Here is a 312-nt window from a genome sequence, read left to right as displayed (position 1 = left end):
GTTTTTGTTCAAAATAGACCGCTTTCTTCCATCCTTAATCTTACTTTGAATGATCTCCTCATATACAGCTTCAAAGTCCTCACCAGACCATTCATCAAGATTCTCATCCATTGTTAGCATCAGCCAATCCCGACCAATACATCCCAGATATTTACTAATGGTATCTAACCTGTTATTACTATCACTCAACAAGCTATTGACCCATCCTAAAAGACGCGTAGCATTAGGTTGAGTAAACTCCTGCTGCAACAGCTCTAGTTTTACAATAGCTGGGGCTTTACTGCCCTTAAGGGCATCTTGAACCTCTTTAAT

General features: G+C 39.7%; 1 protein-coding gene. It reads right to left on the bottom strand.

Annotated elements, in window-relative coordinates; all coding sequences use genetic code 11:
• Nucleotides 1–312: hypothetical protein (locus BTV99_RS13640; protein WP_178377996.1), on the bottom strand; the 312-nt coding region annotated here is incomplete at both ends.

This window comes from Psychrobacter sp. Rd 27.2 (assembly GCF_001921755.1).
Lineage (GTDB): Bacteria > Pseudomonadota > Gammaproteobacteria > Pseudomonadales > Moraxellaceae > Psychrobacter > Psychrobacter celer.
Note: the sequence above shows the minus strand (reverse complement) of the source record. Positions and strands in the feature narration are given on the sequence as shown.